General features: G+C 70.4%; 25 protein-coding genes. 10 read left to right on the forward strand and 15 right to left on the reverse strand.

What is annotated here, in order from left to right:
• Positions 1-98: 98 nt before the first annotated feature.
• The 5 genes from ABFX50_RS00990 to ABFX50_RS01010 are packed head-to-tail and all read left to right on the forward strand — an operon-like array spanning position 99 to position 5,244.
• Positions 99-1,262: a DUF7847 domain-containing protein gene (locus ABFX50_RS00990; protein WP_346142436.1), complete on the forward strand. Its 1,164-nt coding sequence runs from the start codon at positions 99-101 to the stop codon at positions 1,260-1,262.
• On the forward strand, positions 1,259-1,861 hold the full coding sequence (locus ABFX50_RS00995; RefSeq protein WP_183649960.1) for a DUF4129 domain-containing protein: 603 nt from the start codon (positions 1,259-1,261) through the stop codon (positions 1,859-1,861). The genes ABFX50_RS00990 and ABFX50_RS00995 overlap by 4 nt, the downstream gene beginning before the upstream one ends.
• The gene (locus ABFX50_RS01000; protein WP_346142437.1) at positions 1,858-2,976 is read left to right on the forward strand and encodes a DUF4350 domain-containing protein; all 1,119 of its coding nucleotides are present in this window, start codon (positions 1,858-1,860) and stop codon (positions 2,974-2,976) included. The genes ABFX50_RS00995 and ABFX50_RS01000 overlap by 4 nt, the downstream gene beginning before the upstream one ends.
• Positions 2,977-3,007: 31 nt before the next feature.
• A complete protein-coding gene (locus ABFX50_RS01005; protein WP_183660190.1) occupies positions 3,008-3,946 on the forward strand; it encodes an AAA family ATPase in 939 nt (312 codons plus the stop codon).
• On the forward strand, positions 3,946-5,244 hold the full coding sequence (locus tag ABFX50_RS01010) for a DUF58 domain-containing protein (RefSeq protein WP_183649964.1): 1,299 nt from the start codon (positions 3,946-3,948) through the stop codon (positions 5,242-5,244). Before ABFX50_RS01005 ends, ABFX50_RS01010 begins: the two co-directional genes overlap by 1 nt.
• Here the strand turns inward: ABFX50_RS01010 and ABFX50_RS01015 are convergent.
• On the reverse strand, positions 5,241-6,233 hold the full coding sequence (locus ABFX50_RS01015; RefSeq protein WP_346142440.1) for a stage II sporulation protein M: 993 nt from the start codon (positions 6,231-6,233) through the stop codon (positions 5,241-5,243). The genes ABFX50_RS01010 and ABFX50_RS01015 overlap by 4 nt on opposite strands.
• A 28-nt stretch (positions 6,234-6,261) precedes the next feature.
• Between ABFX50_RS01015 and ABFX50_RS01020 the strand changes: the two genes are divergently transcribed.
• On the forward strand, positions 6,262-7,209 hold the full coding sequence (locus tag ABFX50_RS01020) for an RDD family protein (protein WP_346142441.1): 948 nt from the start codon (positions 6,262-6,264) through the stop codon (positions 7,207-7,209).
• Between the two features lie 100 nt (positions 7,210-7,309).
• Here ABFX50_RS01020 and ABFX50_RS01025 read toward each other — a convergent pair whose 3' ends face one another.
• From ABFX50_RS01025 to ABFX50_RS01040, 4 genes are all read right to left on the reverse strand, one after another.
• Positions 7,310-8,665, reverse strand: a complete 1,356-nt coding sequence (locus ABFX50_RS01025; RefSeq protein ID WP_379504657.1) for an LVIVD repeat-containing protein — start codon at positions 8,663-8,665, stop codon at positions 7,310-7,312.
• A gap of 96 nt (positions 8,666-8,761) precedes the next feature.
• On the reverse strand, positions 8,762-9,226 hold the full coding sequence (locus ABFX50_RS01030) for a hypothetical protein (RefSeq protein WP_346142443.1): 465 nt from the start codon (positions 9,224-9,226) through the stop codon (positions 8,762-8,764).
• Between the two features lie 105 nt (positions 9,227-9,331).
• A complete protein-coding gene (locus ABFX50_RS01035) occupies positions 9,332-10,765 on the reverse strand; it encodes an LVIVD repeat-containing protein (protein ID WP_183649975.1) in 1,434 nt (477 codons plus the stop codon).
• A gap of 155 nt (positions 10,766-10,920) precedes the next feature.
• The gene (locus ABFX50_RS01040; protein ID WP_346142445.1) at positions 10,921-11,133 is read right to left on the reverse strand and encodes a hypothetical protein; all 213 of its coding nucleotides are present in this window, start codon (positions 11,131-11,133) and stop codon (positions 10,921-10,923) included.
• Here ABFX50_RS01040 and ABFX50_RS01045 point away from each other — a divergent pair.
• Positions 11,132-11,560: a DUF305 domain-containing protein gene (locus ABFX50_RS01045; protein WP_346142447.1), complete on the forward strand. Its 429-nt coding sequence runs from the start codon at positions 11,132-11,134 to the stop codon at positions 11,558-11,560. The genes ABFX50_RS01040 and ABFX50_RS01045 overlap by 2 nt on opposite strands.
• Before the next feature lie 62 nt (positions 11,561-11,622).
• On the opposite strand, the gene ABFX50_RS01050 is transcribed toward ABFX50_RS01045, so the two are convergent.
• The 3 genes from ABFX50_RS01050 to ahcY form a co-directional block, all read right to left on the reverse strand.
• Complete coding sequence (locus ABFX50_RS01050; protein ID WP_346142449.1) at positions 11,623-12,984, reverse strand: LVIVD repeat-containing protein; 1,362 nt, start codon at positions 12,982-12,984, stop codon at positions 11,623-11,625.
• A gap of 94 nt (positions 12,985-13,078) precedes the next feature.
• Complete coding sequence (locus ABFX50_RS01055) at positions 13,079-14,299, reverse strand: adenosylhomocysteinase (RefSeq protein WP_346126037.1); 1,221 nt, start codon at positions 14,297-14,299, stop codon at positions 13,079-13,081.
• Positions 14,300-14,649: 350 nt separating this feature from the next.
• Entirely contained in the window at positions 14,650-16,077 is a 1,428-nt protein-coding gene (gene ahcY, locus ABFX50_RS01060) for an adenosylhomocysteinase (RefSeq protein WP_346142451.1), read from the reverse strand.
• Positions 16,078-16,177: 100 nt separating this feature from the next.
• Between ahcY and ABFX50_RS01065 the strand changes: the two genes are divergently transcribed.
• Both ABFX50_RS01065 and ABFX50_RS01070 read left to right on the forward strand, forming a co-directional pair.
• Positions 16,178-16,537, forward strand: coding sequence for a MerR family transcriptional regulator (locus ABFX50_RS01065; protein WP_183649984.1), 360 nt, complete (start codon positions 16,178-16,180; stop codon positions 16,535-16,537).
• Positions 16,534-17,007 (forward strand): GerMN domain-containing protein, encoded by a 474-nt coding sequence (locus tag ABFX50_RS01070; protein ID WP_346142454.1) that lies wholly within the window; start codon positions 16,534-16,536, stop codon positions 17,005-17,007. Before ABFX50_RS01065 ends, ABFX50_RS01070 begins: the two co-directional genes overlap by 4 nt.
• A gap of 30 nt (positions 17,008-17,037) precedes the next feature.
• On the opposite strand, the gene ABFX50_RS01075 is transcribed toward ABFX50_RS01070, so the two are convergent.
• The 5 genes from ABFX50_RS01075 to ABFX50_RS01095 are packed head-to-tail and all read right to left on the reverse strand — an operon-like array spanning position 17,038 to position 21,018.
• Positions 17,038-17,958: a cation diffusion facilitator family transporter gene (locus tag ABFX50_RS01075; protein WP_346142456.1), complete on the reverse strand. Its 921-nt coding sequence runs from the start codon at positions 17,956-17,958 to the stop codon at positions 17,038-17,040.
• 44 nt (positions 17,959-18,002) lie between these two features.
• Positions 18,003-19,091 (reverse strand): SIS domain-containing protein, encoded by a 1,089-nt coding sequence (locus tag ABFX50_RS01080; RefSeq protein WP_346142458.1) that lies wholly within the window; start codon positions 19,089-19,091, stop codon positions 18,003-18,005.
• Entirely contained in the window at positions 19,088-19,255 is a 168-nt protein-coding gene (locus ABFX50_RS01085; protein ID WP_183649995.1) for a Trm112 family protein, read from the reverse strand. Before ABFX50_RS01085 ends, ABFX50_RS01080 begins: the two co-directional genes overlap by 4 nt.
• A 3-nt stretch (positions 19,256-19,258) precedes the next feature.
• Positions 19,259-20,605 (reverse strand): phosphomannomutase/phosphoglucomutase, encoded by a 1,347-nt coding sequence (locus ABFX50_RS01090; RefSeq protein WP_346142460.1) that lies wholly within the window; start codon positions 20,603-20,605, stop codon positions 19,259-19,261.
• A 44-nt stretch (positions 20,606-20,649) separates the two neighbouring features.
• Positions 20,650-21,018: a DUF3499 domain-containing protein gene (locus tag ABFX50_RS01095; protein ID WP_183650001.1), complete on the reverse strand. Its 369-nt coding sequence runs from the start codon at positions 21,016-21,018 to the stop codon at positions 20,650-20,652.
• 153 nt (positions 21,019-21,171) lie between these two features.
• Between ABFX50_RS01095 and ABFX50_RS01100 the strand changes: the two genes are divergently transcribed.
• Positions 21,172-21,615 carry a metallopeptidase family protein gene (locus ABFX50_RS01100; RefSeq protein WP_346126043.1) on the forward strand — a complete coding sequence of 148 codons (444 nt, stop codon included), beginning with the start codon at positions 21,172-21,174 and terminating at the stop codon, positions 21,613-21,615.
• Positions 21,616-21,634: 19 nt separating this feature from the next.
• Here the strand turns inward: ABFX50_RS01100 and ABFX50_RS01105 are convergent, their stop codons facing one another.
• Positions 21,635-22,954, reverse strand: a complete 1,320-nt coding sequence (locus ABFX50_RS01105) for a DUF5719 family protein (protein WP_346142462.1) — start codon at positions 22,952-22,954, stop codon at positions 21,635-21,637.
• The gene (locus ABFX50_RS01110) at positions 22,951-25,722 is read right to left on the reverse strand and encodes a glycosyltransferase (RefSeq protein WP_346142463.1); all 2,772 of its coding nucleotides are present in this window, start codon (positions 25,720-25,722) and stop codon (positions 22,951-22,953) included. Before ABFX50_RS01110 ends, ABFX50_RS01105 begins: the two co-directional genes overlap by 4 nt.
• Positions 25,723-25,800 lie beyond the last annotated feature (78 nt).

The following is a 25,800-nucleotide window of genomic DNA, read 5'->3' on the forward strand; positions in this document are numbered from 1 at the left end:
CAACCCCCGTAATCTCAGTGTGCAAGACAAAGGCATGTTTCGACCATCCCCGGACTCGCACTACACCAATGAGTCGCCCACCGTGCCAGGATTGGTGTATGTCAGACGGTCACGAGACGCCGCCCGGCTGGTCGGCTGAGCAGCCTCCGCCCTACCGGGCCCCCGGATCCCCCTACAGCGGCGGCCCGGACCCGTCAGCGTGGCAGCAACCTGTTCCCCCACCGCCTCCCTACGGCCAGCAAGGGTACGGCTACATGCCGCCGCCCGCGCTGCGTCCGGGAATCATCCCGCTACGCCCCCTGGGCCTCGGCGACATCTACGACGGCACGATCAAGCTCATCAGGTCCAACCCCAAGGCGGTGCTCGGCCTGTCGGCGATCGTCGCGGCCGTCGCCGCGGTGCCCGTCTCGATCGGGCAGGCGCTGACGCTCAGCTCGATCGGCGACCTCCTGGACAACCCGACGGCCCAGCCGGCGGCGATGGAGGGCGGGTTCGTCACCCAGTACCTGCCGACGATCATCTCGTCGGTGGTGAGCCTCGCGGCCGTCACGATCCTGACCGGCATCCTCATCAGGATCCTCGGCAGAGCCGTCTTCGGCGGCAAGATCACCGCAGGCGAGGCCTGGCGACTGGTCGCCTCGAGGGTGCCGGCGTTGTTCGGGGTCTTCTTCCTGGTGTTCGGGCTCATCCTGGTGCCCGCCATCCCGATGGCGGTGATCTTCTACGTCGCCGCGTCGAGCGGTGAGCCCCTGGCCGCGCTCGGCCTCGGCCTTCTGTTCATGCTCTTCTACATCGGCTACGCGCTGTTCATCAACACGCGCTTCGCCCTGGCCGCCCCCGCGGTGGTGCTGGAGGGGCTCGGCCCCGTGCAGGCGATGCGCAGGTCGTGGCGCCTGGTGGGCGGCGACTTCTGGAGGGTGTTCGGCATCCTCGTGCTCACCATGATCATCGCCTGGCTGGTCAGCATGATCATCAGCTTCCCGTTCGGCCTGATCGCGGGGATCGTCAGCGTGTTCGGCGAGGGCTCCACCGGCGCCACCATCGCCGTCGCCGTGGTGCTCGCCATCGGCACCACGCTCGGCGCGATGATCACCTACCCGCTCCAGGCGGGCGTGGCGGGGCTGCTCTACACCGACAGGCGCATGCGCAGCGAGGCCTTCGACCTGGTCCTGCAGACCGCCGCCCTCGAGCAGCAGCGGCAGGGCTGGGTGCACGCCACGGCCGACGAACTCTGGCATCCGTCGAACGCCCGCAGGCCGTGACCCCTCTGGGCCGTGAGGAGGCGCAGCGCAGGGCGGCCGAGGAGCTGTCCAAGCCGGGCTACGCGCACGAGTCGCTGCTCGACAGGCTCTACCGCACTTTCCAGCAGCTGCTCGGCGACGCGACCGACTTCGCTCCGGGCGGCAGCCCCGTCGGCGCCCTGCTCGCCGCGCTGCTGCTGGTCCTGTTCGTCGTCGCGCTCGTCACGGTGCTGGTCTGGCTGGCACGCAGGTCGGCCCGCGCCACCACGGCGCCGGGCGACCTGTTCGACGGCAGGGCGATGACCGCGGCCGAGCACAGGCAGGCGGCCGAGCGGCTGGCCGCGGAGGGTCGGTGGGCCGAAGCCGTCCAGGAACGGCTGCGCGCCATCGCCCGCGACCTGCAGGACAGAGCGCTGATCGACGGCCTGCCGGGCAAGACCGCCGACGAGCTGGCGGCGGAGGCGGGCAGGTCGCTGCCGGCCTTCGCCGAGGAGCTCGCCGCGGCCGCGCGCGCCTTCGACGACGTCGCCTACGGCGGCGTGCCCGGCAGCCCCGCCGCCTACGCGATGCTGCGTGACCTGGACGAACGGCTCCGCCTGGCCAGGCCGGTGGCGTCGTGAGCGTCTCGACCGCTCCCACGGCGAAGGGCCTGTGGCGGCGAGGCAGGGCGGCTGTGGCGGTCGCGCTGCTCGTGGTGGCCACCGCGGTGTTCGGCGCGCTGCTCGCGGGCGGCGGTGAGCAGGGCCGCTACCTCGACCCCGACGACGCCTCCCTGCGCGGCTCCAAGGCGCTGGCCCAGTTGCTGCGCGACAGGGGCGTGCGCGTCGACAGGGTCGACTCGGTGGCGACCGCCGAGTCCCTTGCCCGTGAAGGCGAGCGCCTCCTGCTGGTCGGCGCGCCGTGGAACGGCGACTACAGCGAGGCCGAGCGGCTCGCGAACATCTCCGGCGACTTCGTGATCGTCGGCGACCAGCCCTACCTCGACGTGCTCGCCCCCTCCGTGGACCACGACGGGCAGGCGCGCCTGCGCTCGCGCGAGCCCGGCTGCCGGCTGCCGGCCGCCCGCGCCGCAGGCAGCGCCTACCTGGGCGGCCGGACCTTCAAGGCCGACGGCGAGTCCTGCTACGCGGGCTCCCTCGTGACGGCGGGCACGGTCACCGTGCTCGGTAGCGGCGAGTTCATGACCAACCTGCGCCTGGCCGAGGACGGCAACGCCGCGCTCGCGCTGAACCTGCTGGGCTCCCGCAAGGCCGTCACCTGGCTGGTGCCCCCTCCCGTGGGGGCCGGCGAGCTGCCCGGGCCAGGAGGCAGGAGCATCCAGGAGCTCATGCCCGACAACGTGCCGTGGGCGGTGCTCATGGCGGTCGTCGCCGTCGCGGTCGTCGCGCTCTGGCAGGGCAGGCGGCTCGGGCCCGTGGTGGCCGAGCGGCTGCCTGTCGTGGTGAGGGCGGCGGAGACCGTGGAGGGCAGGGGCAGGCTCTACCGTGCCCGCAGAGCCAGGACCCAGGCCGCCGAGGCGCTGCGCGGCGGCGCGCTCGACCGCCTGACACCTCGGCTCGGACTCGGCGCGCAGCCCAGGGCCGACGAGGTCGTGGCGGCGCTGGCCGTGCGCACGGGGCTGGAGGCCGGCCACCTCGGGACCGCCCTGTACGGCGCGCCCCCCGCCGACGACGCGGGCCTGGTGGCCCTGGCTGGATACTTGGACGAGATCGAGAGGCAGGTTCGTGAACACTGAGGAGACCACCCGCGTCGCGGGGCGCGGTGACATGGCGCGCGAGGCGCTCGGCGCGTTGCGCGCCGAGGTGGCCAAGGCCGTGGTGGGCCAGGACGCGGTCGTGACAGGGCTGGTCATCGCGCTGCTGTGCAGGGGGCACGTGCTCCTGGAGGGCGTGCCCGGCGTGGCCAAGACGTTGATGGTCCGCACGCTGTCGGCCGCGCTCTCGCTCGACTTCAAGCGCGTGCAGTTCACGCCCGACCTGATGCCCGGCGACGTGACGGGCTCACTGATCTACGACGCGAAGACCGCGGAGTTCGACTTCCGCGAGGGGCCCGTCTTCACCAACCTGCTGCTCGCCGACGAGATCAACCGCACGCCGCCGAAGACGCAGGCGGCGCTGCTCGAGGCGATGGAGGAGCGGCAGGTCAGCGTCGAGGGCGACGCCAGGCCGCTGCCCGACCCCTTCGTGGTGTGCGCGACGCAGAACCCGGTGGAGTACGAGGGCACCTACCAGCTGCCCGAGGCGCAGCTCGACAGGTTCCTGCTGAAGCTGACCGTGCCGCTGCCGCCGCGCGACCAGGAGATCGCGGTGCTCGAACGGCACGCGCGCGGCTTCGACCCGCGCGACCTGTCGCAGGTCAAGCCGGTGGCCTCGGCCGACGACCTGGCCGCGGGCCGCGAGGCGGTGGCCGCGGTGCACGTGGCCCCCGAGGTGCTCGGCTACATCGTCGACCTGGCCAGGGCGACCAGGCAGTCGCCCTCGCTGCAGCTGGGCGTCTCACCTCGCGGCGCGACGGCGCTGCTGGCGGCCTCCAGGGCGTGGGCGTGGCTGTCCGGCCGCACCTACGTGACGCCCGACGACGTGAAGGCGCTGGCCAGGCCCGCGCTGCGGCACAGGATCCAGCTGCGGCCCGAGGCCGAGCTCGAGGGCGCGACCACGGACGGCCTGCTCGACGGCATCCTGGCGGCCGTGCCGGTCCCCCGCTGATGGCACTGACAGGGCGGGCGGGGCTGGTCGCGGCCCTGTGGATCGTGGTGGTGCTGTTCGTGCCAGGGCCCGGCTACGCGGTGCTCGCGGGCTGCCTGCTGCTGCTCGCCGCGATCGTGACCGACCTGGTGTTCGCAGGGTCGGTGCGGCCACTGACGTTCACCCGCTCGGGCCCCACCTCCGTACGGCTCGGCGAGACGGCCACGGTCGAGCTGATCGTGGAGAATCCCGGCCCTCGGCGGGTGCGCGGTGTCCTGCGCGACGCGTGGCAGCCCTCGGCGGGGCTGTCGCCCAAGAGCGTGCCCATCGACGTGCCGCCGGGCGAGCGGCGGCGCCTGGTGTTCGAGCTGAAGCCCACGCGGCGCGGCGACAGGTCGTCGGAGGCGGTGACCGTCCGGGCCTTCGGGCCTCTCGGGCTGGCCGCGCGGCAGGGCGGTCACAGCGTGCCGTGGACGGTGCGGGTGCTGCCTCCCTTCCTGTCGCGCAAGCACCTGCCCTCGCGCCTGGCGAGGCTGCGGGAGCTCGAGGGCAACCACCCCGCGCTGGTCAGGGGGCAGGGCACGGAGTTCGACTCGCTGCGGGAGTACGTGGTCGGCGACGACGTGCGCTCCATCGACTGGCGCGCCACGGCCCGCCGCAACGACGTGGTGGTGCGGACCTGGCGGCCCGAGAGGGACAGGCGCGTGCTGATCGTCCTCGACACGGGGCGCACGTCGGCGGGGCGCGTGGGGACGGGATGGCCCAGGCTCGACTGGTCCATGGACGCCGCGTTGCTGCTGGCCGCGCTGGCCGTCAAGGCCGGTGACCAGGTGGACTTCCTGGCCTACGACAGGGCGGTGCGCGCCTGGGTGTCGGGCGCCTCGCGCACCGAGCTGCTCTCGGCGCTGGTGAACGTCATGGCCCCGGTCGAGGCCGAGCTGGTGGAGTCCGACGCGCCCGGCCTGGCCGCCGCCATCCTGGGCAGGGCCAAGCGGAGGGCGCTGGTGGTCCTGCTGACCGACCTCAACTCGGCCGCGCTCGAAGAGGGGCTGATGCCGGTGCTGCCCCAGCTGTCGTCGCGGCACCTGCTGCTGGTGGCCGGCGTATCCGACCCGCTGGTCGCGGCCATGGCGGCGGGCAGGGGGACGGCCGAGCAGGTCTACGACGCCGCCGCGGCCGAACGCTCCCTCGCCGAGCGCAGGCGCATCACCGCGCGCCTGCGCGGGCACGGCGTGGAGGTCGTGGACGCCCTGCCCGAGGACTTCGCGCCCGCGCTGGCCGACGCGTACCTGGCGCTGAAGGCCGCGGGACGGCTCTAGTTCGTCGGCGCCACGTCGGGCGCCCTCTCGAGGTCGCCCGTCTCGCCCTCCAGGTAGGCCTTCCTGCCGAAGTACACGACGTAGGCGAGGAAGGCCGCCTCGGCGATCACCCCGATGGACAGGCGCGCCCACGTCGGCAGCCCCGAAGGGGTGACGAGCGCCTCGATCAGGCCGGACACGAACAGGACCAGCACCAGCCCGATCGCCACGCTGACCACCGCTCTTCCCTGCTCGGCCAGCGCGTCGACCCTGCGGCGCGGCCCCGGCACGATGACCGTCCAGCCCAGCCGCATGCCGACCGCCGCGGCCAGGAACACGGCCGTCAGCTCCAGCAGGCCGTGCGGCAGGATCAGGCCGAAGAAGATGTCGAGCTTGTCGCGCGAGGCCATGAGGCCGCCCGAGACGGCCACGTTGGCGGCGTTCTGGAAGAGGATCCAGGGGATCGGCAGACCCAGGAAGATCGCGAACACGATGACCTGCATGGAGACCCAGGCGTTGTTGATCCACACCCTGCTGGCGAACGAGGCGGCGGGATTCTCCGAGTAGTAGTCGGCGAAGTCGTGCTCGACCAGCTGCTTGATCTCCTCGGGCGTGCCCACGGCGGCCTGCACCTCCGGGCTGCCCGCCACCCACGCGCCCATGATCCACGAGACCGCCACGAAGGCCAGGGTGCTGGCCAGCCACCACCACCTGGCACGGTAGGCGACCACGGGGAACGAGACCGTGAAGAACCTGACGACGTCGCGCCAGGCGGGGACGTGCGCGCCGGTCACCGCCGAGCGCGCCCTGGCTACCAGCGCCGACAGCCTGCCGACGAGCATGGAGTCCTGCGTGCCCGAGCGCACGATCGACAGGTGGGTCGACACCCGCTGGTAGAGCTCGACCAACTCGTCGACCTCCGCGCCCGTCAGCGACCTGCGCCGCCGTACCAGGTGGTCGAGTCGATCCCACGCGGGCCGGTGCGCGGCGACGAAGGCGTCAATGTCCACCGGGACATTCTGGCACTAGGCTCCCCCTATGTCCGAGGTGGTAACGGGCGACGCCGTCGTCGTCGAGGTCAGGGTGGCACAGCCGCCCATCCGAGCCGTGGCGCTGGCCATCGACATGATCGTGCAGGTCATTCTGATGGTCGGCGTCTTCCTCGCGGTCGGCTTCTCCTCGGTCGTCTCCGACCCCGCACTGGCCGGCGCGGTGTCGATCCTGATCAGCGTGCTGGTGATGGCCGGCTACCCGGTGATCTTCGAGACGGCGACGCGGGGACGCAGCCTCGGCAAGCTGGCGCTGGGCCTGCGCGTCGTGAGCGACGACGGCGGCCCCGAGCGCTTCAGGCAGGCGCTGTTCAGGGGGCTGGCGGGGGTCCTGGAGTTCTGGACCTTCTTCGGCGCGCCCGCGCTCATCGCCTCCCTGATCTCGCAGCGGGGCAAGCGGCTCGGTGACGTGTTCGCGGGCACGATCGTCATCTCCGAGAGGGGGCCGAGCGGGAGTTCGCAGCCCGTGCTGATGCCTCCCGCGCTGGAGGGATGGGCTCGCACGCTGGAGCTCTCGCAGCTGCCAGGAGAGGTGGCGGGGGCGGCCAGGCAGTATCTGGTGCGCTGGCACGACCTGTCGCCTGCCGTCCAGCACGAGATGGGGGTGCGCATCGCCACGCAGGTGGCGGCCTATGTGACGCCACCGCCGCCGCCCGGGGTGCCCGCGCACGCCTATCTCAGCGCGGTGCTGGCCGAGCGCCGGCGGCGCGACCAGGCACGTTATCCACAGGCCCCGCAGGGCCACGGCGTTCGTCCACAGGCTGTGCCCCACCCTCAGCCCGGACCGTACGGCCAGCCGTACGCTCAGCCCCATGCCCCGCAGGTCTCACCCCCGCAGGTCTCACCCCCGCAGGCGGCTCCGCCGAGCTCCTCCCCGCCGCCGCCCCCCGCTCCGCAGCCGCGCACCACGCCGGGAGGGTTCGCGCCTCCGCAGTGAGCACCTTCGCGGAGACCACCTCCGAGGAGACCGTCTCTGTGGTGAGCGCCTCCGTGGTGAGCCGCGCGCCGCTCTCATGGAGACGGCGCGCGGCCCCGCGTCAGAACGGCAGCTGCGTCTGGGTGTTCAGGATGCTCAGGCGCACCTTGGCCGCCGGGTCGGTCAGCTTGTCCGAGATCCGCAGCACGTCGAATCCCTTCTGGATGTCGCTGCTGTAGATGAACCCGTTGTAGTAGTACGCCGACCACGAACCGCCGACGGAGCGCGGCTTCAGCGGTCCCCTCTCGAAGTAGCCGATCTCCTTGGGCGCCGAGGAGTCGGTGAAGTCCCAGATCGAGACGCCACCCTGGTACCACGCCTGCACCATGATGTCCTTGCCCTTGACCGGGATCAGCGACCCGTTGTGCGCGACGCAGTTCTCCGACGAATCCTGGTGCCTGGAGATCTTGTAGTAGCTCTTGTGGACCAGCTCGCCGTCCACGATGTCGAAGACGGCGTCAGCGCCGCGCTTTGCACCGATCGTCGCGTTGCAGGTGGCCGAGGCGCCGCCGCCGAGCTCGTCGGTGAAGACCACCTTCGTGCCCGTGTTGTTGAAGGTCGCCGAGTGCCAGAAGGCGAAGTTCTCGTCGGTCACGGTCGCGGTGACCTTGGGCCGCTCTCGGTCGGAGATGTCCATGAGCACGCCGTCACCCATGCAGGCGCCGGCGGCCAGGTTCTTGGAGGGGAAGACCGTGATGTCGTGGCAGCCGCTGGTGGGCAGGAGCAGGCCGCTCTGCTGCTCGTTTCCGCCCTCGGGGAAGAGCACGGGCCTGGAGACCACCTTGGCGTCCTTCGGCTTCTTCAGCGGCACCTTGACGATCGAGATCCGGTCGTGCGGCGGCTTGCACTCGGGGTAGATGTCGGCCGGCATGTACGACGAGACGTACAGGTACACCGACTTGCCCGACTTGTCCGGCACCAGCGTGTGGGTGTGCGACCCGCAGGCCGTCTCGACCGCCTTGATGTACTTCGGCCGCGACTTGTCGCTGATGTCGAAGATCCTGATGCCCTCCCACGACTTCTTGCTCGTGGGCGTGCCGTAGTCGCTCTTGCAGGAGTCGCTGTCGCGAGGGTCGTCCACCGACAGGAAGAGCAGGTCGCCCTTCACCGAGACGTCGTTCTGCGCGCCCTCGCACGTCACCTGACTGACGACCTTGGGCTTGGCCGGATCCTTGATGCTGTAGATGGTGAAGCCGTTGTAGTTGCCCTGGTAGGCGTAGTCGCCCTGGAAGGCCAGGTCCGAGTTGAACGCGTCCGGGCCGGTGAACGCGCCCTTCTTGGGCAGGTTCGCCACGTGCTCGACGTTGGCACTCTTGAGAATCTTGTCAGCCGACTCCGCCTGTGCCGGCATCGTCGCCGCCACCAGAGTCAGGGCCGCACCGGCCAGCACGAGCACACGGCCGAGTCTGGACGCCACCGGGACCTCCCATCGTGGGTTGATGATCAGACTCGACCCACTATGTCACTACGTGTCCCGGAGCATGTCGCTTGATACCTTCCTGATACACCTGCCCTACTTGACCTTCCTGTACTCCAGGTCGAAGTCGTGCTGCCATGACGTGCCGTCCTGCGACATCTCCCATGAGCAGGTGATGGAGGCGCCGTCCTCGCTGAGCGCGCCGGTGAACCGCTGGTTGAAGCCCGGCGCCTCGCGCCAGATCCGCCACACGCCGTCGGCGAAGGTCATCCGGTAGACGCGGTGGACGCCTCGGCCGTCGGCGTAGAGCATGGTGAACTCCTCCGACGCGTCGTCCAGACCGATGATCGCCGAGACGGGGAAGGGCGAGTTGGCCAGCCATTCGGACGGGGCGTCCTCGGGGAGCTCCGCGTCCGTGCGCTGGAGCAGGAAGGCGCCGCCCTCCATCCACTCGACCACGCTTCTGCCGCCGGCGGTGGGTGTGTCACCCACGGTCGCCCAGATCTCCCATTCGCCCACGAGGGCGTTCAGCCGCTGGAGGGCGGGGTGAGGTTCGCGCATCGCTTCGACTCCCTTCGTCGCTCCCATTCACGCCGCTCCCCCTCACGATGTCGACCCCTGCGGCACGCACATCGGCCGCAGGGGTCGTCAGGTCACACCGCTGGATCAGCGGCCGTGCTCGGGGTACGAAGGCTGCGTCTGGGCGTTCAGGATGTCGAACTTGACGCTCTTCGCCTGGTTGGTACGGGGATCGTTGATGCGCAGGACGTCCAGGCCGAGGTTGAAGTCGGACCCGTAGATGTAGCCGTTGTAGTAGTAGGCCGACCAGAACCCGCCGCTGAGCGGCGGAGCGGTGGTGTCAGGTCCACGCTCGAAGTAGGCGATCTCCTCGGGACGCGACGAGTCGGTGAAGTCCACGACCGAGATGCCGCCCTGGTACCACGCCTGCACCATGATGTCCTTGCCCTTGACCGGGATCAGCGAGCCGTTGTGCGCGACGCAGTTCTCGGTGTCGGCCTGGTGGCGGGCGATCTTGAAGTAGCTGCGGAACTGGAGCTGGCCGCCGACGAGGTCGTAGTAGGCGTTGGCGCCGCGGTTCGGGCCGATCGCCTCGTTGCAGGTGGCGCGGGAGCCGCCGCCGAGCTCGTCGGTGAAGATGACCTTGGTCCCGGCGTTGTTGAACGTGGCCGAGTGCCAGAAGGCGAAGTTCACCTCGTCGCGGACCGTGGTGGTGACGACCGGGCGCTCGCGGTCGGAGATGTCCATCAGGATGCCCTCGCCCATGCAGGCTCCGGCGGCGATGTCCTTCTCCGGGTAGGCGGTGATGTCGTGGCAGCCGGAGGTGGCGGACTTGCCGTTCGGGTACGGCAGCGGCACACCGGCGAAGCCGCCGTCGTCGGGCACGCCGTCGCCGTTGGTGTCACGGGTGGGCGGGAACAGCACCGGGGTGCTCAGGACCGTGGCCCCTGCGGGGTTGTCCAGCGGCACCTTGACGATGGAGATCAGGTCGTGCGGCGTCTTGCAGTCGGGGAAGTCCGCCGCAGGACCGTAGGAGGAGATGTAGAGGTAGACGTGCTTGGCCGCGTCGGCGCCCTTGCCCGGCACGATGGTGTGGGTGTGGGAGCCGCAGTTGGTCTCGACGGCCTTGACGTAGACCGGGTTGGCCTTGTCCTTGACGTCGAAGATGCGGATGCCCTCCCACGACTCCTTGATCCGCGCGCTCTGGCCGGTGCTCTGGCAGGAGTCGTTGTTCCTTGAGGAGTCGACGGAGCCGAACAGCAGGTCGCCGTAGACGGAGACGTCCATCTGGCCACCGGGGCAGACCACGCTGCTCACCAGGGAGGTGCGCTTCGGGTGCTTGATGTCGTAGATGGAGAAGCCCTGGTAGTTGCCGACGTAGGCGTAGTCGCCCTGGAAGGCCATGTCGGTGTGGATGTCGGCCAGGGCGGCCGGCTTGGGCACGTTGGTGACGTGCTCGATGTTGGCGCTCTTGGAGATCTGGCCAGGGGCGGGGATGTCGCTGGCCTGGGCCGGCAGGGCGGTGATCGTTAACGCGACGGCGGTGCCGAGCAGGACGAGGGCTCTACGGGGGATGAACACTCACGTTCCTCCGATAAGGGGGACATAAATGTAAAAATGGTGACGCCCCGATCTCACTCTCAGCTAGCACGCAGTACGTCAAATGTTATTGCGCTTTGCCATCTGTTAGATGATCACGATTCTGGTTTACAGTTCGCTCTCTCGACTCACGGAGGTCAGGTGCGCGCCGCGCTCGTTGTCATCACCTGTACGGTGGTCGCCCTCTCGGGCTGTAGCGGAGACAGCAGGGCCGCCGCGCCCACGGCCGACTCGACGGCTCCGGTGATCGCGCCGGGCAGACCGGGCGAGCCCGCCAGGACGCTGTCGCCGGGCGAGGCCGTCACCGCGGTGCCCTCCCCCACCGCGAACGCGGTGGACGTGTCGTTCATGCAGAACATGATCATCCATCACCGCCAGGCGCTCGACATGGCGATCCTCGCGCCGACGAGGGCCAAGTCGGAGAAGCTGAAGGGGCTGGCCTCCCGCATCAAGGACGCGCAGGGCCCCGAGATCCAGTACATGACCACCTGGCTCCAGGAGCAGGGCCAGAAGGTGCCCGAGCACCACGCGGCGCACGAGGGGATGCCGGGCATGGCGACGCCCGAGCAGATGGAGGCGCTCAAGGCCGCGTCGGGCGTGGAGTTCGACCGGCTCTTCCTGACCATGATGATCGCCCATCACCACGGAGCGATCACGATGGCGACCAAGGTGCTCGGAGAGGGCGCCCACCAACGGATCTCCGAGCTCGCCAGCGACATCGGTGTCGAGCAGACCGCGGAGATCCGCCGCATGCAGGAGATGCAGGCGGCCCTGTAGACGCCCCGCGGGGCCTGCGAGGGCGAAGGCGGCTCCCTGGTGCGGGAGCCGCCCCGAGGACCTCAGTGACCGCGTTCGCGGTACCTGGACTGGGTCTGGACGTTCAGCCGGTCGAACTTCACGCCTCGCGCCTGGTTGACGCGCCGGTCGTCGACCCTGAACACGTCGAACCCGCGGAAGATCTCGCTGCCGAAGATATAGCCGTTGTAGTAGTAGGCCGACCAGTAGCCGCCGAGCCTGAGCTGGGTGTCGGAGATCGGGCCCCGGTCGAAGAAGGCGATCTCCTGCGGGTTGGCCGAGTCGGTGAAGTCCCAGACCGACAGCCCACCCTGGTACCAGGCCTGGACCATGATGTCGCGGCCCTTGACCGGGATCAGCGAGCCGTTGTGGGCCACGCAGTTCTCGGTGTTCGTCTGGATCCTGGAAATCTTGTAGTAGCTCTTGAAGACGAGCTTCTTGCCGACGATGTCGAGGATCGCGTCGGCGCCCCTGGTCGGGCCCTCGGCCGCGGTGCAGCGGGCCTGGGTGCCGCCGCCGAGCTCGTCCGTGAAGACCACCTTGGTGCCGGCGTTGTTGAAGGTCGCCGAGTGCCAGAACGCGAAGTTCGTGTCTCTGACCGTGTCGATGACCTTGGGATTCTCCCTGTCGGAGATGTCCATGAGCACGCCGTCACCCATGCAGGCGCCGGCGGCGAGGTCCTTCTCGGCGTAGACGGTGATGTCGTGGCAGCCGCTGGTGTCGGCGAGCAGGTTGGGCTGCTGGGTCCTGTCGTTGCCGCCCTCGGGGAAGATCACCGGCATGTTGACCACGGCGGCCGCGGTCGGGTTGCGGACGGGGACCTTCACCACCGAGATGCGGTCGTGCGGCGGCTGGCAGTCGGGCAGGTTCGCGGCGGGGAAGTAGGAGGAGACGTAGACGTAGAAGGCGTCACGCGACTTGCCGGGCACCAGCGTGTGGGTGTGCGAGCCGCAGTTCGTCTCGACCGACTTGACGTACTTCGGGTTGGCCTTGTCGCTGACGTCGAAGATCCGCAGACCCTCCCACGAGCTCTTCACACTCGGTGACTGACCCGTGCTGGCGCAGGAGTCGTCCTTCATCGAGTCGTCGACGGAGGTGACGAGGATGTCGCCGTAGATCGTGACGTCCATCTGGCCGCCGGGACAGCTGACCGTGCTGACCAGCCTGGGGCGCTTCGGGCGGCTGATGTCGTAGATCGAGAAGCCGGTGTAGCTGCCCACGTAGGCGTAGTCACCCTGGAAGGCGATGTCGGTGTTGATCTGCACACCGGCGGGCAGATCGAGGTGGGCTTCGTGCCGGATGTTGTCACTCTTGGTGATCTCGTCGGCGGCCGAGGCGGGGACGGGGACCAGGGCGATCGCCACCACGATCCCTGCCACGAGGGAGGATAAGCCACGCAATCTCATGGAGCCTCCAGAGACGGAAATGCCCTGGATTATCCATGTCGTTCAGCGATCAACCAAGTGATTGTCCGGGAACTGTCACGCGAAATCCGGTACGTCAGGAGCCCGTGCGCCAGGAGTGCAGGTAGTCCTCCTGGTCCGCGGTCAGCCGGTCGATCTCGATGCCCGTCGCGGCCAGCTTCAGCCGTGCCACTTCGACGTCGATGTCCTCGGGCACGTCGTAGACGCCCGGCGCCAGGTTCAGCCGCTCGGCGGCCAGCCAGGCGACGGCCAGGGCCTGGGCGGAGAAGGACATGTCCATGACGGCGGCGGGATGCCCCTCGGCAGCGGTCAGGTTGACCAGCCGTCCTTCGGCCAGCAGCAGCAGGCGGCGGCCGTCGGCGAGCACGTACTCGTCGGTGTTGGGCCGCACGCCCTGGTTGAGCGAGACGGCCATCTCCTCCAGCGCGCGTACGTCGATCTCCACGTCGAAGTGGCCCGCGTTGGCCAGGATCGCGCCGTCCCTCATCAGCGCCAGGTGCTCGGCCCTGATGACGTCGCGGTTGCCGGTGACCGTGATGAACAGGTCGCCGACCAGGGCCGCGGACTCCATCGGCCGCACCTCGTAGCCCTGCAGCGAGGCGTCGAGCGCCTTGACAGGGTCGATCTCGGTGACGATCACGCGGGCGCCCAGGCCCTTGGCCCGCTCGGCGACGCCGCGCCCGCAGTAGCCGAACCCCGCGACGATCACCGTGCGCCCCGCGAGCATGAGGTTGGTGGCGCGCATGATGCCGTCGAGCGTGGACTGGCCGGTGCCGTACCTGTTGTCGAACATCCGCTTGGTCCGGGTGTCGTTGACCGCGACCATGGGGAAGCGCAGCGCGCCTTCGGCGGCCATCTGGCGCAGGCGGATGATGCCGGTGGTGGTCTCCTCGCAGCCGCCGCTGACGCCTCCGAGCAGGTCGGTGCGCTCGGTGTGCAGGATGTTGACCAGGTCGCAGCCGTCGTCGAGGACCAGGTCGGGTGCCAGGTCGAGCGCCTGGTGGATGTGGCGGTAGTAGGTGGCCCTGTCGACGCCCGCGCGCGCGTGGACCGCGATGTCGTAGGACCTGAGCGCCTCGGCGACGTCGTCCTGGGTGGAGAGCGGGTTGGAGGCGGCCAGCGCGATCTGCGCGCCGCCGGCCTTGAGCGCGCCCATCAGGACGGCGGTCTCGGCGGTGACGTGCAGGCACGCGGCGATCCTGAGCCCCTCGAGGGGGCGCTCCCTGCCGAACCGCTCCCCGATCGCCGTCAGCACCGGCATCGCGCGGCCGGCCCAGGCGATCCTCCGCTCTCCCACAACCTCTCCTCCATCCTCTACGGCACAGCCAAGTCGAGCCCACCGTGGTCACCGGTGACCGTCGGTCCATCACGCCACTCCAGCGCGACTCTGGTCCTCGCCGTCACGCCGCCCCGCCCCCTCGTCGAGCGAGGGCGTCATGGGCACGTGACGGCGGGCCAACCGCACCCCCGCTGGGCGGCGCGCCTTCGACGGAAGGACCACACGACCGCGCAGGCGTGGCCGCGGCCTGCCGTCACGGACGTGGTGGGCCGGACGGGGTGGGCCGGATGTGGGCCGCCGGATGTGGGCCGGATGTGGCACGGCGGCGGGCGACCAGAGGACGCCCGCCGCCGCGATGATCGAAGGGATCAGTACCGGTAGTGCTCCGGCTTGTACGGGCCCTCGACGTTCACGCCGATGTACTCGGCCTGCGCCTTGGTCAGCGTGGTGAGCTTGACGCCCAGCGCGTCGAGGTGCAGGCGGGCGACCTTCTCGTCCAGGTGCTTGGGCAGCGTGTAGACGCCGATCGGGTACTCCTCGGTCTTGGTGAAGAGCTCGATCTGCGCGATGACCTGGTTGGTGAAGGAGTTGGACATCACGAACGACGGGTGGCCGGTCGCGCAGCCCAGGTTCATCAGGCGGCCCTCGGCGAGCACGAGGATGGAGTGACCGTCCTCGAAGACCCACTCGTCGACCTGCGGCTTGATGTTGTTCCTGACGATGCCGGGCGTCTTGGCCAGGCCGGCCATGTCGATCTCGTTGTCGAAGTGGCCGATGTTGGACACGATCGCCTGGTGCTTCATCCTGGCCATGTGGTCGGCCGTGATGATGTCGAAGTTGCCGGTCGTGGTCACGAAGATGTCGGCGATGCCGACGACCTCGTCGAGCGTGGTGACCTGGAAGCCGTCCATGGCCGCCTGCAGCGCGCAGATCGGGTCGATCTCGGTGACGATGACGCGGGCGCCCTGGCCGCGCAGCGCGTCGGCGCAGCCCTTGCCGACGTCGCCGTAACCGCAGACCACGGCCACCTTGCCGCCGATGAGCACGTCGGTGGCGCGGTTGAGGCCGTCGATGACCGAGTGGCGGCAGCCGTACTTGTTGTCGAACTTCGACTTGGTCACCGAGTCGTTGACGTTGATCGCGGGGAAGAGCAGCGTGCCGCTCTTGAACATCTCGTAGAGGCGGTGGACACCGGTGGTGGTCTCCTCCGTCACGCCCTTGATCTGCTCAGCGATCTTCGTCCACTTCTTCTCCTCGCCGACCGTGCGGGTGAGCAGGTCGATGATGACGTGCCACTCCTCGGGGTCGCTCTCGGTGGCGGAGGGGACGGCGCCGGCCTTCTCGTACTCGGCGCCCTTGTGGACCAGGAGCGTGGCGTCGCCGCCGTCGTCGAGGATCATGTTCGGGCCCTCGCCGCCCGGCCAGGTGAGCGCCTGCTCGGTGCACCACCAGTACTCCTCCAGCGTCTCGCCCTTCCAGGCGAAGACGGGGACACCCTGCGGGTTGTCGACGGTGCCGTTGGGGCCGACGGCGACGGCCGCGGCGGCGTGGTCCTGGGTGGAGAAGATGTTGCAGCTGACCCAGCGGACCTCGGCGCCGAGCGCGACGAGCGTCTCGATGAGGACGGCGGTCTGGATCGTCATGTGCAGCGAGCCCATGATCTTCGCGCCGCGGAGGGGCTGGGAGGCCGCGTACTCCTTGCGAACCGCCATGAGGCCGGGCATCTCGTGCTCGGCGAGCCGGATCTCCTTGCGGCCGAAGTCGGCAAGTGAAAGGTCGGCGACCTTGAAGTCCATCTGTTTACCCCTCGCGAAACGAAGTTGTCGCCGTCGAGTCTAGGTGGGGCCGTTTCGTGTCGCATCCCGAGGGGGTGGAATCTTCCACAAGAATGTAAGGATGCGCATCACAGAGGCAGCCAGGCGGTTGGGGATGTCCCCTCGCATGCTCCGTTACAGGGAGGCGCTCGGGCTCCTGCCGCCGGTCAGGGAGCGCGGAGCGCACCGCAGGTTCAGCGAGGACGACCTCACGGCGGTGGCCCAGGCGGTGGAGCTGGAGCGGCGTTTCGACGTCTCGCCCGCCGAACTGGCCTTCGCGCTACGGGCGCTGAGCGAGCCTGGGGTGGCGCAGGCCGTACGGGATCTGGGGCTGCGGATCGGGCGGCTGCAGGCTCCGAGGCGGGCCCTCGACTTCGAGAAGGAAAAGGCGCTGCGATTGCTGCAAACCAGAGGCCCTCGCAGGCCGTCCAACGGAGTATGAAAGAGCTCATCCTCGCCACCGCCCTCGCCCTGACGCCCGCCACGGCCGCAGGCCCCACCGTGAAGGTCTACTTCTCCGCCGACCTCGGCATTCCCGGCAAGGTCGTCGCCGTCAGCAGGAAGGCCCCCGACACCGGGGTCGCCAAGTTCGCCGTCCAGCAGCTCATCAAGGGCCCTACCAAGGCCGAGCGCAAGCGCGGGTTGCACTCGGAGCTCGGCCGTCAGATCAAGGGCAGATCGGACTGCGGCGCCGACTTCCAGCTGAAGATCAAGCACGGCACCGCGACACTGCGCTTCTGCCGCACGGTGATGGGGCTCGGCGTCGGCGGCGACGCCCGCATCCTGCACACGATCGACAGGACGCTGCGCCAGTTCGCCAGCGTGAAGAAGGTCGTCACCCTGGACAAGGGCGGCCGCTGCCTGTTCGACCAGACCGACGCGGGCACCTCCTGCATCACCGGCCACGAGTAGGGCCTCGTGGCCGGGCTCGCCTGACGGGGCCTACTTGACGGGGGCCCTGTCGAGGTCGGGTTCGAGGTAGATGACCCGCGCGATCGGGACCGCGGCGCGGATGCGCTGCTCGGCCTCGTCGATGCCGCGGGCCACGTCGGCCGCCGTGTCGTCGTGGTCGACAGCGATCTTCGCCGCCACCAGCAGCTCCTCGGGGCCCAGGTGCAGCGTGCGCATGTGGATGACGCGCGACACATCGGGCGTCCCTTCGAGCGCGGACCTGATCTGCGTCTCGACGTCGGGCGAGGCGCCCTCGCCCAGCAGAAGAGACTTGGTCTCGATGGCCAGGATGATCGCGATGATCGCGAGCAGGACACCGATCATCAGGGTGCCGATGCCGTCCCAGACGCCGTCTTCGGTGATCACGGCCATGGTGACGCCGAACAGGGCGAAGATCAGGCCGAGGAGTGCGCCCAGGTCCTCCAGCAGGACCACCGGCAGCTCGGGCGACTTGGAGTGGCGGATGAACGAGACCCAGCCCTGGTTGCCGCGGACGTGGTTCGACTCCTTGATGGCGGTCCTGAAGGAGAAGATCTCGGCGATGATCGCGAAGATCAGTACGCCGAACGCCCACTGCGGCGACTCCACCTTGTGCGGGTCGCTGATTTTGTGGATGCCCTCGTAGAGCGAGAAGACCGCGCCGATCGTGAACAGCACGACCGCGACGACGAAGGCGTAGAAGTAGCGCTCACGGCCGTAGCCGAACGGGTGCTCCTTCGTGCGCGCCCGCTGGGCGCGCTTGCCGCCGAGCAGCAGCAACGCCTGGTTGCCCGAGTCGGCCACCGAGTGGATCGACTCGGCCAGCATCGAGGAGGAGGTGGTGAACAGGAAGGCGACGAACTTCGCGATGGCGATCGCTAGATTCGCTACCAATGCCGCAACGATCGCTTTGGTCCCACCGCTCGCGCTCAACGCATATCTCCACTCGTGCCACTGAAAATCCCGGGAAGGGGATCCTATTGGGAAGTTCGCGACTTTAGCTCTGTGATAGCCGTCACCGGCGTCGGATCGATGCCATACCCAAGAGCGAGGTAAGCACTCGCATAGTCGCCGAGCTCGATGAGGGTGGCCAGCCTTTCGAGCGGATGGGCGCCCTCCGCGGCCAGCTCGCTGACCGGCACGTCGCGGTCCTCGACCACCCTGAGCAGGGAGATCGGCCGCTCCTCGGGCTCGCGCAGCACGACCAGCCTGATGGTGCGGCCCGCGCTCTCGGCGAAGATGTCGCGCTCGGCCAGCGGCCCTTCGACCACGCCCAGCTGGTTGTGGCCCGCCTCGGGAAGCGCGCCCCACTGGGCCGGGTACTTGGCGTTCTCGTGCAGCTGGAGCGCCAGCCGGTGCGCCGCGACCGCAGTCAGCGGTGTGGCGCCCCAGATCACCGGCACGCTCTCGGCCAGCTCCATCGCCAGCGCCTTGCCGGGGTTGACGAACGACTCGCTCGAGGGACGGCAGCGGTTGGCCATGTCCTCCAGGCCCTTGGCCACGCCCTCGAACAGGTCGGGATCCGTCTGGACCAGCCCCAGCGCGCCCGCCGCCGCGACCAGCGGCACCGCCATGCCCCAGAGGTTGGCCCGCGAGGGCCCGTTCGCCTCCACGGGGACGAACAGCGCGGACGCCTGCGTGGCGATGGCGTGCAGCGGTGAGTCCTGCGCTCCGACCGCGAGCAGCGAGGAGCCCCGCCGTACGGCCTCGGCCGCCACCGCGAGCGTCTCCGCGGTGCGCCCCGAGCACGACACCGCCATGACCAGGTCGGTGGCGCCGACCCAGCCAGGCAGCCTGCCCGACCGCACGGTGATGACGGGAAGCGGCGCGCCGTACCCGCAGATCACCGCCAGGATGTCGCCGGCGAGCGCCGCCGAGCCCATGCCGGTCACCACGATCGCGCGCGGCCTGCCGTCCTGGGCCAGCCGCGCGATGTCGGCCTCGCCGGCGTTGCGATGAGCGGTGCGCACCTGGGCGGCCGCGGAGGCGACCACGGGCAGCATCGCGCCCGGGTCGCCCGCCGACAGCAGAGCCTGGTCGTCGAGCCGCTCGGGCTCCCAGATCACGGCTTCCGCGCCTCGTCCACGAGCAGGACGGGAATGTCATCCCTCACCGGGTAGACCAGGCCGCAGCCGGTGCAGGCCAGCTCGTCCGCGTCGAGCTCCGCGCGCAGCGGGGACTTGCACGCCGGGCACGCCAGGATCTCCAGCAGCCAGTCGTCGATCTTCACTGTTCAGCTCCTCACAGCAGCGAGGACTTCGTCCCTGATCGCTGCCATCTGGCTCTCGTCGGCCGCCTCGGCATTCAGCCTGAGCAGCGGCTCGGTATTGGACGGACGGAGATTGAACCACCAGCCTGACCCCGTCACTGTCAGGCCGTCGAGCTCGTCGACCTCGCCACGGCCCGCGAACTGCTCGCGAACCTTCACCAGGGCCTCGCGCTGGTCGGCGACGGTGCTGTTGATCTCGCCGCTCTCGGTGTAGCGGGAGTACGGCGCCAGCACCCGCGACAGCGGCTGCTCCTGCTCGCCGAGAGCGGCCAGCACGTGCAGCGCGGCCAGCATGCCCGAGTCGGCGAACCAGAAGTCGCGGAAGTAGTAGTGGGCCGAGTGCTCCCCGCCGAAGACCGCTCCCGTGCGGGCCATCTCGGCCTTGATGAAGGAGTGGCCGACGCGCGTGCGCAGGGGCACGCCGCCGTGCTCGGCGATGATCTCGGGGACGGCGCGCGAGGTGATGAGGTTGTGGATGACCGTCGAGCCGGGATGCTTGGCCAGCTCGCGAGCGGCGACCAGCGCGGTGATCGTGGAGGGCGAGACCGACTCGCCGCGCTCGTCGATCACCCAGCACCTGTCGGCGTCGCCGTCGAAGGCCAGCCCCAGGTCGGCGCCGCCCTCGAGCACGGCCCTCTGCAGGTCGCGCAGGTTCTCCGGCTCGATCGGGTTGGCCTCGTGGTTGGGGAAGGTGCCGTCGAGCTCGAAGTAGAGCGGCGTCACCTCGATCGGCAGCCCCTGGAAGACGGCGGGCACGGTGTGGCCGCCCATCGCGTTGCCCGCGTCGACGGCCACGCGCAGCGGCCTGATGCCCGACAGGTCGACCAGCGTGCGCAGGTGCTCGGCGTAGCCGGTGAGCAGGTCTTTCTCGATCGTGCTGCCCGGCTTGCCCGCGGGGATACCGTTCTCGAGATAGGCGGCGGCCCTGTCGCGGATCGCGGTCAGCCCGGTGTCGGTGCCGACGGGCACGGCCCCCGCGTGGCACATCTTCATGCCGTTGTAGCGCGCGGGGTTGTGGCTCGCGGTGAACATGACGCCCGGCAGGTCGAGGCTGCCGCTGGCGTAGTAGAGCAGATCGGTGGAGCCGAGCCCCGCGTCGATCACGTCGGTGCCCCTGCTGGTGGCGCCGCGGATGAACGCGTCGGCCAGCGCGCGCGAGGAGACGCGCATGTCGTGGGCGAGGACGGCCTGGGCCGCACCCGTCACGTCCGCGAACGCCGCCCCCACGGCCTCGGCGGTCTCCTCGTCTAGCTCCTCAGGCACCACGCCGCGCACGTCGTACGCCTTGAAGATCTTGGAGAGATCGCCCACTCGCCCGTCCCTTGGTGGTCGCCTGTCTGACTGAGACGAGCCTACTAGCGCTCCCGGTGGGGTTGGGCGGAGCGAAGGACACGCAGGTGACCTCGGCGGCCCACCTCGACGCCCTGACCGACCGGCTCCGTGCCGCCGGACGGCGCGGGGCGCGCCGCCTCACGGACGGCGTTGGCCAGCGCTTCGAGATCGTCGGTGCTCGGGCTGCCGCCGTCCGTCGGCAGGCGGACGACCTCCCACCCCCTGGGGGCGGTCAGCCGTTCGGCGTGTTCGGCGCACAGGTCATAGCAATGTGGCTCGGCGTACGTCGCCAGTGGGCCGAGAACCGCGGTCGAGTCGGCGTATACGTACGTGAGCGTGAAGACGGCAGGCTGACTGCAAGCAGTGCGGGAACAGCGACGGACGGGGCTCACGGAGGGACCGTATCCGGTAAGAGTGCGAGGCGCCACTACCTGAGCGCTCTTAACGAGCGTGTCGCCACAATTCGGACACCTGTCACAGCGTTTACACCCACCTGTACCGATGGGGGCCCTGATTGGGTGCGTCCGAAAGCTTAAGCTTGAGTGGTGACACCGACGCGTGGTCCCCGGCGGCGTGACCGCCATGGTCGCGGGCTTCGCGGTCCGCTGGCCCCCTCCTACGTCCCCATCGCCCGCTCACGCAGCGAGCGCTTCGACGACCTGGTGCTCGACGCGGTCGACAGGCTCAAGCCGCAGTGGGGCAAGCAGTTGGCGGCCGTGGAGTTCGCCGTGGAGGAGGTGCCTCCGGTCAGCGAGCTCGGCGACGGCCCCGGCCGGCTCGGCTCCGAGCCGATCCCGTTCGGCAGGGCCGACACCGCCTCGGGCGCCGATCCGGCCTCCGTGGTGATCTACAGGCGACCGCTGGAGGCTCGGGCCCGCGACCGCGACATGCTGGGCGCGCTCGTCCACGACACGGTCGTCGAGCAGGTGGCCACGCTGCTCGGGCTGTCGCCCGAGACGGTCGACCCCGGCTACGACGAGCGCGGCTGAGCGCCGGGCAGGCCGCCCGTCAGGGCAGCACGACGGCGGGGTCGTCGGTGTAGGTGGGCAGCAACGTCCAGATCCTGCCCTGCGACAGCGGCTGGGCGGTGATCAGCGTCCCCGCCCGGGTCCGTTCGCTCGTCACCCGCCCGCCGTAGACCTGTCCCGACACCGGCGTCACCACCAGGCCCGTGCCCGCCTTGACCTTCACCACCTTGGTGCGCGAGGCCGGGACGTCCACCGTGGCCGTGCCCACCTTCACCCGTCCGGGACCGCCCACGGCGGTGAGCACCAGCGACGAGCCCTTGCCGTTGTCGGCGACGGCGCCGCCCAGGTCGAGCGGCGGCGTCCCCGCGCTGAAGGCCACGTCCACCGAGGTGGAGATCACCATCCCGGCCACCACGGGCACGTCCGAAACGAGCTCCACCGCGGCCGCCTGGCCGTCGAGACCCTTGGTCAGCTCCATGACCGCCACGGTTCCGGCGATCACATCGAGCGTTTCACGCCCCTTCATCGCATAACTGCCGTCCGTGGTCACCGCCCGCACCCGGACGACGGCGTCCAGGTTTCCCGGCGCGGCCACCAGGAGCTCCCGCTTCCCCTCGCCCGAGGGGATCCCCGGCACCACGACCCGCGTGGCGGGAGGGGCCGAGGCTGGCAGCCAGTCCACCCCTCGCCCGTCCATCACCGCTCTCGCCGCCACCGCGAGCCTGCCGGTGCTCGTGGTCACGCCGACCGCGACCACGGTGGCCGAGGGGGCGAGCTGGTTCAGGTCGAGTTCGACGTGTGCCCCGGGCTTGACGGTGATCCCCCGCCCCGCGTCGCTGGGCACGGGTCCCTCGGCCGAGTAGACCAGCACGTCGGCCAGCGCGGGCGCGGCGTCGGCGTTGGTCAGGTGCAGCGTGACCCCTGCGGCGGAGGGGCCCGGCCCGATCAGCCACGTGGTCCCCGCCGGCTCGGTGCAGCGCACCCCGGCCAGGCCGCGCGAGCGCCCCTTGGCCGTCTTCGTGCCGAACGACGCCTCCAGGCCCTGCGCCGCCTTCCCCGTGGCCTTCACCACGACGGGCCCGTCTCCCTTGACCGGCTCGCGCCAGAGCTTGCCCGGCTCCTTGACCTGGGCGGACCCGACGGTCACCGTCCCCTCGCCCGGCGCGCTCAGCACGGCCACCTCGGCGCCGCGAGGCGCGGGGCACACGGCCACCACCGACTCCACGGCGACCTTCTGCGGGCCCTTCGCGAGAGGCGCCTCCTGTGCGGGGCGCGTCAGGAAGGCCAGGCCGTACAGCGCGCCGAGCGCGATCAGGACCAGCGCCACGAGGCCGAACCTGTTCTCCACGAACCCCTTCATCGGGCCACCGCCACCACGAGCGGATCGGCCGTGCGGGCGCCGGGCGCGGCCAGGACGAGCACCAGAGCGGTGAGCGCGGCCTGCGCCCACAGCATGGGCACGCGCAGCGGATCCTCCGGCGGCGCCTTCACCCGTGCGGGCGGCTCGACCAGGCGCCACACCCCTTCACCCTCCGTCAGGCTCAGATGGGTGAGCTGCGGCTGGGAGTCGAGCGCGCTGGTCACCTCGGGCGCCGGTCGCACGACGGCCACGTGGGTGATGCCGAGGGCCGCCAGGGTGGCGGCGTCGGTGCCGCCGCGCCCTGCGACCAGGCCTGCCGCCGCCCTTGCCACCTGGTCACGGGCCTGCCGCGGCACCGGGAGCTCGGCCTCGCCCAGCAGGGGCGTACGGCGGTGCAGCACCGTGAAGGAGTCGCCACGCAGCAGGAGGGTCCTCGACCCCTCGGCCAGCGCGGGCATCGGGTCGGGCGTCGAGCCGCTCAGCGGGCCGCGCGTGCCCGAGGCGATCCAGAAGCCGGCGGCCAGCACGGGCGTGCTGAAGGCGACGGCGACCGCGACCACCGCGACCAGCCTGCGCAGCCCACCCGCCGCCCGCAGTTCGGCCAGCCGGTGCGCGGTCAGCGCGACCAGCACGAGCAGCCCCGTCGCGGCGAAGGCCAGCGGGATGCCCGGCCACGCCCTGGCCGCCTCGCCTCCCGCTGCCGAGGTGACGGTCACCCGGCTGACCAGGATCGCGGCGAGCACGCCGTACACGGCCACACCCCAGCCGATGGCGACGATCATGCGCTGGCGGCGGAAGAGCAGGGCGGCCAGCGCCGTCGCGATGAGCCCCGCGGTGACCCAGAACGGCGGCAGCCCAGGCCCTCCGGGGCTGAAGGTGAGCAGCGCGTGCGGCGGCAGCGCGGGGTCGATCAGCGACGACCTGTGCAGCCCGGCCTCCAGGAGCAGCTGGCCGGGGTGGTCGGCGAAGCCGCGAAGCCAGGGGTAGAGCAGCACCGGTGGTACGGCCAGCGCCGTGGCCAGCTGCCGCACCCTGCCGAAGGCGATCATGGCCAGCACGCCGAGGACCGCGAGCAGCACGTAGACCAGCGGAGCGAAGGCGGTGCCCACGGCCAGCAGCAGGCCGAGCCCCCAGCCCGCGCGGCGGGCCCGGCGCGGCTCGGCCGACAGCAGCTGCACGCCGAGGCCCGCGTAGACCGGCAGCAGCACGAAGACCACGGCGGTGCCGAGCCTGCCCGCCGCGATCGCGCCGGTGGCGACGGGGAGCAGCGCGTAACTGGCCGCCAGCCAGATCCTCGCAGGAACGGCGGGGATGATCGTGCGGGTGGCGAGGTAGGCGGAGGCGCCGGCCAGCGGGACCGAGCCGAGCAGCAGCACCGAGACCCCCAGCCACGTCTCGCCGAGGAACAGCGTGGACACGGCCGCGACGACCGCCACGTACGGCGGCGCCCACGCGCTCGACCCCAGCCCCGTGTCGTGGAAGCCCTCCAGGTAGAAGCGCCACAGGTCGGCGGCCTGTCCGACGACCGGCACCAGCGCGCCGCCGCCCAGCAGCGGGCCGCCGAGCACGTCGCGCTCGGCGACCAGCGCGACCACGGTCAGCGCCAGTGTGAGGAGCACGCCGGGACGGCTGAGGAAACGCCGGAGGAAGCCCGCGTCGTCCGGGATGAGGTCGTCCTCCTCGCTGGGCGGGGCGACGACCGCGTGGTGACGGCCGGCCGACTCCACGGGGCCCTCCCCCGCCAGGAAGCCCTGCACCAGATCGGACAGGCGGCGATAGGCGGCTCCGCGCGGAGTCAGCAGCTTCTTTATCGCGAAATATCCCTGTTTTCGGCCGTGTTTGCGGGCGCGTCTCGCCTTGATCAGGCGCCCCGGATGCAGCAGCACCGAGCCGAGGGCCGCCACCTCGTCGTAGGCGTTGGCCGGCTGCTTGGCCACGACGAACAGCAGCGTGGCCATCATCGAGCCGAGCACGTTGCGCACCAGCGCCCAGAGCATCGCGGTGAACGGCAGGTTCGCCATGACGACGAACATCGCGTTGCGCCGGTCGAGCCGTCTCGGGTGGTCGCCGCTGGCGGTGATGCGCCGCCTCCTGCGCGCCGCCGCCTCGGCGTGGTACGCGACCGCACGCCGGACGTTGACGACGCGATGGCCGGCGTTGCGCACCCGCCAGCACAGGTCGAGATCGTCACGGAACAGTTCGAGTGAGGGGTCGATGCCGCCGACCCGCTCCCACACGTCGCGGCGCACGAGCATGCCCGCCGACGAGACCGACAGCACGTCGCGGTCGCCGTCGTACTGGCCCTGGTCGTACTCACGCGCTTCGAGGCCCGTGTCACGCCTGCCCGACCTGTCGACGGTGACGCCGACCTCGACCAGCAGCTTGCGGTCCATCCAGTCGCGCAGCTTCGGGCCGAGCACCGCCGCCTTGGGGTCGCGCTCGGCGGCCATCAGCAGGTGCAGGAGCGCGTGCGGATCGGGGGCGCAGTCGTCGTGGAGCAGCCAGATCCACTCGTCCTCGGCCGCCTCGAGCTTGCCGAGAACCTCGGCGACCGCCGCGCCGAAGCCGGTCGAGCGGGAAAGGCGCAGCACGTTGCCCGCGCCCAGCGCGCGTTCGAGCAGGTCGGCCGAGCCGTCGCGGCTACCGTTGTCGGCGCCGACCACCCGGTCGGCGGGGCGGCTCTGCCCCAGCACCGCACCCAGCGTCTCACCCAGCCAGCGGGCTCCGTCGTGAGCCACGACGATGGCGGTGACGAGCGGTGCGGACATCGGCGCGGCTCCAACCAGGGGGATGATCAGCGCCGGACACCATAACAGTCGAAAGGGTCACGCGGCAGACAGCAGCCG

Origin of the sequence: Nonomuraea recticatena (assembly GCF_039533245.1) — a bacterium.
Lineage (GTDB): Bacteria > Actinomycetota > Actinomycetes > Streptosporangiales > Streptosporangiaceae > Nonomuraea > Nonomuraea roseola.

Coding starts and splice junctions, on each gene's coding strand:
- ABFX50_RS00990 (WP_346142436.1), top strand. CDS start 99: ATGTCAGACGGTCACGAGACGCCGCCCGGCTGGTCGGCTGAGCAGCCT.
- ABFX50_RS01005 (WP_183660190.1), top strand. CDS start 3,008: ATGGCGCGCGAGGCGCTCGGCGCGTTGCGCGCCGAGGTGGCCAAGGCC.
- ABFX50_RS01010 (WP_183649964.1), top strand. CDS start 3,946: ATGGCACTGACAGGGCGGGCGGGGCTGGTCGCGGCCCTGTGGATCGTG.
- ABFX50_RS01020 (WP_346142441.1), top strand. CDS start 6,262: ATGTCCGAGGTGGTAACGGGCGACGCCGTCGTCGTCGAGGTCAGGGTG.
- ABFX50_RS01030 (WP_346142443.1), bottom strand. CDS start 9,226: ATGCGCGAACCTCACCCCGCCCTCCAGCGGCTGAACGCCCTCGTGGGC.
- ABFX50_RS01045 (WP_346142447.1), top strand. CDS start 11,132: ATGCAGAACATGATCATCCATCACCGCCAGGCGCTCGACATGGCGATC.
- ABFX50_RS01040 (WP_346142445.1), bottom strand. CDS start 11,133: ATGAACGACACGTCCACCGCGTTCGCGGTGGGGGAGGGCACCGCGGTG.
- ABFX50_RS01050 (WP_346142449.1), bottom strand. CDS start 12,984: ATGAGATTGCGTGGCTTATCCTCCCTCGTGGCAGGGATCGTGGTGGCG.
- ahcY (WP_346142451.1), bottom strand. CDS start 16,077: ATGGACTTCAAGGTCGCCGACCTTTCACTTGCCGACTTCGGCCGCAAG.
- ABFX50_RS01065 (WP_183649984.1), top strand. CDS start 16,178: ATGCGCATCACAGAGGCAGCCAGGCGGTTGGGGATGTCCCCTCGCATG.
- ABFX50_RS01070 (WP_346142454.1), top strand. CDS start 16,534: ATGAAAGAGCTCATCCTCGCCACCGCCCTCGCCCTGACGCCCGCCACG.
- ABFX50_RS01105 (WP_346142462.1), bottom strand. CDS start 22,954: ATGAAGGGGTTCGTGGAGAACAGGTTCGGCCTCGTGGCGCTGGTCCTG.
- ABFX50_RS01110 (WP_346142463.1), bottom strand. CDS start 25,722: ATGTCCGCACCGCTCGTCACCGCCATCGTCGTGGCTCACGACGGAGCC.